8 protein-coding genes are annotated in these 8,212 nt (G+C 40.4%); 7 read left to right on the top strand and 1 reads right to left on the bottom strand.

What is annotated here, in order from left to right:
* Positions 1–166 precede the first annotated feature (166 nt).
* The 7 genes from WA010_RS12285 to WA010_RS12255 all read left to right on the top strand — a co-directional run bounded on the left by WA010_RS12285 (position 167) and on the right by WA010_RS12255 (position 6,894).
* A complete protein-coding gene (locus WA010_RS12285; RefSeq protein ID WP_422557407.1) occupies positions 167–721 on the top strand; it encodes a thiamine phosphate synthase in 555 nt (184 codons plus the stop codon).
* 121 nt (positions 722–842) lie between these two features.
* Positions 843–2,270 carry an Asp-tRNA(Asn)/Glu-tRNA(Gln) amidotransferase subunit GatB gene (gatB, locus tag WA010_RS12280; RefSeq protein WP_422557406.1) on the top strand — a complete coding sequence of 476 codons (1,428 nt, stop codon included), beginning with the start codon at positions 843–845 and terminating at the stop codon, positions 2,268–2,270.
* A 7-nt stretch (positions 2,271–2,277) separates the two neighbouring features.
* Positions 2,278–3,843 (top strand): ion transporter, encoded by a 1,566-nt coding sequence (locus WA010_RS12275; protein WP_422557405.1) that lies wholly within the window; start codon positions 2,278–2,280, stop codon positions 3,841–3,843.
* Entirely contained in the window at positions 3,840–4,538 is a 699-nt protein-coding gene (locus tag WA010_RS12270) for an NAD-binding protein (RefSeq protein WP_422557404.1), read from the top strand. Before WA010_RS12275 ends, WA010_RS12270 begins: the two co-directional genes overlap by 4 nt.
* Positions 4,535–5,425: an NAD(P)H-dependent glycerol-3-phosphate dehydrogenase gene (locus WA010_RS12265; RefSeq protein WP_422557403.1), complete on the top strand. Its 891-nt coding sequence runs from the start codon at positions 4,535–4,537 to the stop codon at positions 5,423–5,425. The genes WA010_RS12270 and WA010_RS12265 overlap by 4 nt, the downstream gene beginning before the upstream one ends.
* 108 nt (positions 5,426–5,533) lie before the next feature.
* Complete coding sequence (locus tag WA010_RS12260) at positions 5,534–5,824, top strand: Dabb family protein (protein ID WP_422557402.1); 291 nt, start codon at positions 5,534–5,536, stop codon at positions 5,822–5,824.
* Between the two features lie 8 nt (positions 5,825–5,832).
* On the top strand, positions 5,833–6,894 hold the full coding sequence (locus tag WA010_RS12255; RefSeq protein WP_422557401.1) for a hypothetical protein: 1,062 nt from the start codon (positions 5,833–5,835) through the stop codon (positions 6,892–6,894).
* Here the strand turns inward: WA010_RS12255 and WA010_RS12250 are convergent.
* A partial coding sequence (locus tag WA010_RS12250; RefSeq protein WP_422557400.1) for an EAL domain-containing protein occupies positions 6,891–8,212 on the bottom strand: 1,322 nt, incomplete at its 5' end. The two genes, WA010_RS12255 and WA010_RS12250, sit on opposite strands and share 4 nt — an antisense overlap.

Below are 8,212 nucleotides of genomic sequence, written 5' to 3'. Positions count from 1 at the left end.
CACTTAGAAAATATTCGTATTGTTGAGTCATCAAAAGATGAAAGTATAGATCGAATGGTTTTAGAGACTTTTCAATCTTCGCTACATTTTGAGTCTTTTCCAAAAGAATTAGATCGGGATTATCTTGACATGAGAGTACCTATTTTTTTTGGAAAAATATTATAGAATGAAACACTACCTTATCACCGATCCCTCGTTTTACGGTAGCACGCCCGATGCATTGGAATCGGCGCTTGATGTCATCTATTCGCACACGCTCCCCGATTTCGCCCTCTTCAGAGACAAACAAACAACTCATTATCGTGATCTTGCTCAAACCTTTGTCGCGGTGTCGCGGAGTTATCGTATCTCTCGCGTTCTATTGCACGGTGATTATCATCTTGCACATGAATTAAAAGCGGATGGGGTTCACTTTACCTCTACGCAGTTTGATGCGATCACAGAGGCAAAAAAATTGGGGTTATACGTCATCATCAGTACCCACACGCATGATGAAGCACTTCAAGCACAAGTGTCAGGTGCTGATGCGATCACCTACAGCCCGATTTTCTCCTCTCCTAACAAGGGTGAACCCAAGGGTTTAGAGGATTTAAAAGAAATAGTGGATAAAATAAGAGTACCTATTTTTGCGTTGGGCGGGATTACGACCCAAGAGCAGATAAAAGCGGTTGAAGAGTGCGGTGCTTACGGTTTTGCTTCAATTAGATATTTTATACAGTAAAACGAATACATCCGTTTTACTGGCAAGGACTAAAGTCCTTTGCAATCCCCTAAAGCTACAAAAACTTTGTTTTTGAGAATTTTAGAAAATTAATATTTAGATCTTAAAGGAATAAATCATTATGTTTGAAACCATTATCGGTTTAGAAGTTCACGTCCAGCTCAACACTCAATCTAAACTTTTTTGCTCATGTCCTACGAGTTTTAACCACACCCAAAACACTAACACTTGTCCGACTTGTTTGGCACTTCCCGGTGCGCTTCCGGTACTCAACAAAGAAGCGGTACGAAAAGCGGGGATGTTCGGTACGGCAGTTGGAGCTACGATCAACCGCACGAGCTTCTTCGACCGCAAAAGCTATTTCTATCCCGACAGCCCAAGTGCCTATCAAATCACACAACTCTATACTCCGATTGTCGAACACGGCAAACTGGTGATCGACTTCGAAGACGGCAGTAACAAAACGATCCGTATCAACCGTGCGCACATCGAAGCGGATGCGGGGAAAAATATCCATGACGGTGCTATTTCAAAAGTCGATCTAAACCGTGCGGGGACACCGCTCCTTGAGATCGTTTCCGAACCGGATATGCGCTCTGCCGAAGATGCGATTTTGTATCTTAAAAAGCTCCACTCTATCGTCCGTTATATCGATATCTCCGATGCGAACATGCAAGAGGGGTCGTTCCGCGTCGATGTTAACGTCTCTATCCGACCTCGCGGTGATGAGAAGCTCTACACCCGTGTCGAGATCAAAAATATCAACAGTTTCCGATTTATTCAACGTGCGATTGAACTCGAAGTGGCTCGTCAACGTGAAGCGTGGGAAGACGGCACCTATGAGAGCGAGATCGTTCAAGAGACCCGTTTGTTTGATCAAGTGAAACAAGAGACCCGCTCTATGCGCGGCAAAGAGGAAGCGGCGGACTATCGCTATTTCCCAGAACCCGATTTGCTCAAAGTAATCGTGGATGATGCGATGTATGCCGATGTCTGCAATATCCCTGAACTCCCTGATGCGAAAAAAGAGCGTTTCGTGAATGAATTCGGAATCAGTGAATACAATGCGTCAGTGATTACGGCCGATTTAGAGACGGCACATTATTTTGAAGCGATGCTCTCTCTGGGGATTACGGCTAAAAACGCCGCTACGTGGCTCACGGTAGAACTACCGGCACGTTTAAGCGGCGGTATGACCCCATCATCCTCACCGATCAGTGCCGTGATGCTGGGAACATTGGTCAAACGGATAGAAGAGGGCGTTATCAGCGGTAAAGCGGCGAAAGAGGTTCTCGATTGTCTCATGGAGAACGGCGGTGACATCGACGACGTGATCGAAAAACTCGGACTCAAACAGGTGAGCGATACGGGGGCGCTGGAAGTGCTGATCGATGAAATTTTGAATGCTAATACCGACAAAGTTGCGGAGTACAAATCGGGTAAAGAGAAGCTCTTTGGATTTTTCGTCGGTCAAGCGATGAAAGCGTCCAAAGGCTCGGCGAATCCGAATACTCTCAACGAAATCCTCCAAACCAAACTAGCACAGTAGAGATTTTATGATTAGCAGTGCGATGGTTGGGATAGCTTTTTTTCTCCATGCATCTCCACGTTATCGCCGCATTAAAAAGTTTTTTTACAACCTTCTCGAAAACTCAGCATATCCTTATAAGAAATTCTTTGATTATACTATGATCACACTGATCATAGTTAGTGTCTTAATCCTGATCCGTCAAGTTAAACACGATGTCAATTCTGAATTGCTTTTTTTTAATAATTACATCATATCACTCATTTTTTTAGCCGAATATCTTCTTCGAATGTGGGTGTATAGCGATATCTCTGATATTGTGATTGAACAGTATGAACACGATCTATTTTTGCAACGCCCATTTCGTTTAGGTGAAGCCTATCGTAAAATCATTTCTAAAAAAAGTGAATATCTCTTTTCACCGGCTGCCCTTATCGATTTGATGGCTATTATGCCATTTTTTCATGAACTGAGAATGTTACGGGTTTTTATTTTGTTTCGTGTTTTCAAACTCTTCCGATACACTAAAAGCTTGACACAGTTTATTTCGATCCTCTCTTCTAAAAAATTCGAGATTTTTACTCTCGGTATGTTTGCGAGTGTCATTATCGCAGTATCCTCGATATTGATCTATATTATGGAAGCCAATAACCCTGCGTCTCCGATCAATACTCTTTTTGATTCTTTGTATTGGTCAGTTGTGACGATTTTTACAGTTGGTTATGGTGATATGGTTCCGGTAACGACAGAGGGGCGGACGGTAGCTATGGCGATTATTGTGGCGGGAATTGCCGTTATCTCGTTTGCGACATCGATCGTCGTATCAGCATTTACCGAAAAACTTGATGAAATCAAAGAGGATAAATTGATCGAAAATGTTTCCAAAATGGATAGTTTTTACTTGATATGCGGTTATTCACCTCTCTCTGAACAAGTAGTGTGGCAGTTCAAAAAAAAAGGGGCGAAAACATTGATTCTTGAAGCTGATCCAGAGAAAGTGGCTCAAGCGCAAAAAGAGGGATTTGCAGCCTTGGCTCTGAACCCTTCATCACTGCACTCTTATCAGCAGTTGCAAATAGATTGGGAGAGACAGGTTCAAGGAGCGATTTTATTGCATGAGAGTGATGTATTGAATGTCTATACTGCACTTACAATCCGTGAACTAAGTGTGACGATTAAACTCCTATCTATTCTCCATCAGCAAGAAAACCGTCGAAAACTCTCCTTGGCCGGTATTGATGAAATTGTATACACTCAACAGTTAGTAGCTTTGATGTCCAAAGAGGTAAGCGGTCGTCCTGTAGCATTTGAAGTGATTCATGCACTTCGTTCAGAAAATAGCGGTGTATTGATTGAAGAGATTACTTTGGATTCTTACACAAAAAATCATTTGTTTAATACTGCCGAAATGGTATTGTTTGAAAGACGTTTGATTTTATTAGGAATTTATAAAACGCTGCAGAAAAAATTTCTTTTTAATCCAATGCAAACGATTCGTATTGATTCCGGTGATGTGGCGATTGTCATAGGAACAAAGGCTTTAATCGATGAATTCAAAGCAATATTGCACAAGAATGCTAAAGGAAAACGATGAAATATCATGGGGCAATCGTTTTTGGTTACAATGAATATGCCAAGCAAATTGCATTGCAAATTGTAGATGATTATGAGAATTTTGCTATTTTCGTTCAAAAAGAATCGGAATATACGGCAGCGAAAGAGTTGGGGTTCGCAGTAGAGTTATTTGACTTAAGTGAAAATTGGGAAAGCTTAAAACGATTTGATCTTCACTCTTTAATTGTTTTTTGTGCTTTAGATGATGATGCAGAGAATGTTTTTTTAACGATTTCATTACGGTCAGTTTTTTGGGACATACCTATAATCGCCTTAGCCGGCGATTATGAAAATGCTACAAAGCTTAAAAGTGCCGGCGCGAACAAGGTGATGCCTAAACTTCAAATTACCGCTAATATTATTACGGAGATGTTTGAAAAACCGATTGTAACTGAAGTGCTTCATGATATACATTATGAGGAATCTTCATTAAAAATCGCTCAAATTACTATCCCTAAAACCTCTTATCTTGTTGGAAAATTTTTACATGATATTGATTTTTCCAAAGAACATGATGTGTTGGTCTTGGCAATCGTCGATCATGCGCTCTCGGCAACCTTTAGTTTTACGTCAAAAGGGCATAATCACCATATTGATCCCGAAGATATCCTAGTAGTCATTGGATATGATGAAAAAATTACAGCACTAAAATTGGCAATAGAGGGGATTGAATGAGTCAAATCGGAGTAATAGGAGCAGGGAAATGGGGTGAGGCTCTAGCATATGCTATGAGTCAAAAAAATAATGTCCTTATTACTTCTCGTACACCGCGTGATTGGACAAATTTTAAATCACTTTCCGAAGTATTGGTATGTGAATATCTTATTATTACTGTTCCTGCTCAAGAAATCGGAAAATGGCTCGAAGAAAATTTTATTTTTAGCGGACAAAAAATTTTGGTTGCAGCTAAAGGGATTGAAGCCTCTAGCGGAAAATTTTTAAATGAAATTTATGCACAATATGTCCCTCAAGAAAATCTTGCTTTTTTATCGGGACCTTCATTTGCAAGTGAGGTTATGCGTTCATTGCCTACCGCACTTGTTATAAATTCAACATCTCTTACTACTGCTAAAGAATTTGCCGGATTATTTCCAAATTTTATTCGTACCTATGTAAGCGAAGATGTCGTCGGTGCAGAAATAGCAGGTGCTTATAAAAATGTTATCGCTATAGCAGCCGGGATTTGTGATGGATTGGAATTAGGGCATAATGCCGCGGCGAGTTTAATAGCGCGTGGACTAGTCGAGATGCAGCGTTTCGGAAAAGCATACGGAGCCAGTGATGAAAGTTTTTTAGGATTGAGCGGAGCAGGAGATTTGTTTTTGACTGCCAGCTCATCTATGTCTCGTAACTATCGTGTGGGAATTGGATTGGCATTAGGAAAAGATAAAGAACAGGTATGTGCTGAGATTGGGGAAGTGAGTGAAGGGATTGGAACTGCGTATGCGCTTCATGAAATTGCTTTAACACGAGGTATTTATTTGCCGATCGCGGCAGAAGTGTATGCAATTTTAGAGGGAAAATCCCCAAAACAAAGTTTAAAAGATTTAATAGAAAGATAGCACGGTTTACTGTGCGTGAGCTTTCTGCTGAAGAAAACACAGCGTTAGCGTAGCTAATCGGGATGAATTCCGATAGCGTTAAAAATAAGAGAGAGGTAAGGTAAAAAAATGTTAGTTCATATCGTGATGTTTCAGTTTAAAGATGAAAACAAAGAGGCCAATTTAGAAAAGGTCAAGGAGATGCTCGAAGCACTCCCTTCAAAAATCGACACGTTGCGCTCGATGGAAGTGGGAATTGATATTAGTAAATCAGAGAGATCGTTTGATTTGGTACTCACATCAACGTTTGATGATCAAGAGGGGTTAAATGTGTATGTTCCCCATAGTTCACATCAAGAGGTTGTGAGCGTAATCAAAGAGGTAACGATCCTCTCTAAAGTCGTTGATTATATACTATAAGGACATTTGTGAACGAAGCTGTAGACGTTGAAGTAAAAAATAATGAACCATTTTATAAAAAATATATAATACATCTCTCGGTCGCAGCAGCGGTCATTGTTGTCGGTGTGAGCGCATTCAGTCATTATAAAAATGAGAGGGTAAAAGGGGAACTGATCAAAGCATTGAGTGAATATCAAGATAGCCTTGTTTTGATGGGTGGTGAGATGAAATATGATTCGATTGATTGCAGTGGTATTATCAGTACCGACTGTGAAATTGAAGCACTTAAATTTTCGATGCTAGGGCAAGAGCAACTCTCGATAGGATCACTTCGTTTAGGTGATGTTGAATCATTATCGGAGTTTAAAGCTTTTTCAAAAGGGGAGAGTGTTAAAGCCTCGTTTGATATCGAAGCTGATGAAGTAGCGCTCCCAAAACCGATTATCGCACAAATGATTGCGCAAAATGTGAGTAATGCATTTCAGCAAAATACCCTGAGTAAACTAAGCTCTATCAATTTCGCATTCAAAGGGGAAGTAGAGGGGAATCAGATGCATTTAAAGCATCTCGAAATCGATCAATTTAGACTCGATAATGCCATCATGCCATTAGAGTTTTCAATGAGTGCTAGAGATGTTTCGAGCAGTGCACCCGATTCGATGATTTTGGAAGAGTTTGCCCTGAGCATGGAAAACCGTGCTATTGGCGATGTCACGTATGAATCGGTTAAAAGTTTTGTGGATTCTCTCCAAGAGGAAGAGAAGGGGATTTTCTTAAAAGAGTTTGCCCTTACTCCTGCAGATATGAGTGATCGTAAAAAAGCATCGGTTGCTATTAACAATGCGATTGCGAAACGGTTTGAAGCAGATTTACCGGCGACTTCTGGAATCGTCGAAAAAGAGCTTATTCGTGCGATGGTTAAAATGCTCAAAGGGCAAACGGATACGATCGTGCTGGAAGGGAAAAATCAAAACGATTTAACCATGGTGAAAATCCAGAGTGCATTGCAACAATCCTCTACAATGAGTGAAGAAGAGGCTGCAAAATATATGTCTGATAAGTTTAAAATCGAGGTTAAAGCCGATTAAGGGTTAGGAATCGGATAACCGATTGCATACCCTTGGAGTAAATCAATCCCGATGTTTTTACAATGTTCTAACAGCAACGGGTCACTCACAAACTCGGCAATGGTCTGAATCTCTAAATCATGTGCCATACTGACGATTGTTTTGGCAAGTTTAGTCATTTTAGGATCATCGAGACGCTGGATAATAGAGCCATCGATTTTGATGTAATCGATGTGAAGGTTAAATAGATACGCAAAATTCGAAAATCCTGCACCGAAATCATCCAAAGCACTTTTGACTTTGTACTCTTTTAAGAGGTTGAAAAAATCGTTAACCCGCTTAAAGTCGATGACCGCTTCATTCTCTAACAACTCGATAGTACATCGTGAAGCGGCATCGGGGTATCTCTCAAATAAAGCAAACAAAAAGAGGCGTGTTTCATCGTTTTGAATATCACTGAGGGCAAAGTTGATCGAAAACCCTTCTGTTCGATGTTCGAACACGTCAAAAACTTTTTTGCACATTGTTTTCGTACATTCGGGGTAAATGTACATATGCTCCAAAACAGGTAAAAATGTTCCGGGTAATAAGACATTTCCATTTTCATCGATTACTCGCATAAGAGCTTCAAAACGGAGTATGTTTTGGGTGGAGCTGGATGCGATAGGCTGAAAGTAGGGGACAATTCTGTCATTCATATACGCAACACGAAGTTTTTGTGAGATCGTGAGATTTTCGGTAAATTTTTCGATTTCATGAGGGTGAATAATATCCGCATTGATAAAGCGTTCACGTCTCTCATGGCGACTCATCATCGCGTATTCACACCGATCAAAGATGGATTTATCGACAGTACCGTATGCGCCGTAAAATGAAATAGCGGTAAGAATTCGTTCGTGTTTTTCTAAATCTTCTTCGACAGTTCGAAGAATCATCGGGATATCAGGGCAAAGTTCGAGGTTGACAATAAAAGCAAACTCATCGGCATAAAAACGGTAAATTTTCTCATACGGGATATATTTACGTAGAGCATTAGCCACACTAATAATGATTTCATCACCGTACCCTCTGCCATAGAGCATGTTCATTTTGGAAAAATCGCGAATATTTAAAATCACATAACATGCTTTATGTTGTGTGGTAAGATCGTCTATAAGGCTAAAACGGTTGAACAAACCGGTTAAGGAATCAGTTTTTAGGAGTTCGAGTTTTTCGCGTAAAAACAGAAAGTTGAATTGTTCACGAAGGCGTAGTGTAAAAGATCGGAGATCCAAATAGAGCTCTAAGGCATAAAGGTACTCATGTCGATCGAAAAACTGTTTTGTACTGTGGGCGATTC

Source organism: Sulfuricurvum sp. (assembly GCF_049305995.1).
Classification (GTDB): domain Bacteria; phylum Campylobacterota; class Campylobacteria; order Campylobacterales; family Sulfurimonadaceae; genus Sulfuricurvum.
The sequence above is the reverse complement of the archived record's forward strand: the minus strand, read 5'-3'. Positions and strand labels throughout refer to the sequence as shown.

Bases quoted from the DNA above. Each gene is read 5' to 3' on its own strand.
- WA010_RS12285 (WP_422557407.1), top strand. From the start codon at position 167: ATGAAACACTACCTTATCACCGATCCCTCGTTTTACGGTAGCACGCCC.
- gatB (WP_422557406.1), top strand. From the start codon at position 843: ATGTTTGAAACCATTATCGGTTTAGAAGTTCACGTCCAGCTCAACACT.
- WA010_RS12275 (WP_422557405.1), top strand. From the start codon at position 2,278: ATGATTAGCAGTGCGATGGTTGGGATAGCTTTTTTTCTCCATGCATCT.
- WA010_RS12270 (WP_422557404.1), top strand. From the start codon at position 3,840: ATGAAATATCATGGGGCAATCGTTTTTGGTTACAATGAATATGCCAAG.
- WA010_RS12265 (WP_422557403.1), top strand. From the start codon at position 4,535: ATGAGTCAAATCGGAGTAATAGGAGCAGGGAAATGGGGTGAGGCTCTA.
- WA010_RS12260 (WP_422557402.1), top strand. From the start codon at position 5,534: ATGTTAGTTCATATCGTGATGTTTCAGTTTAAAGATGAAAACAAAGAG.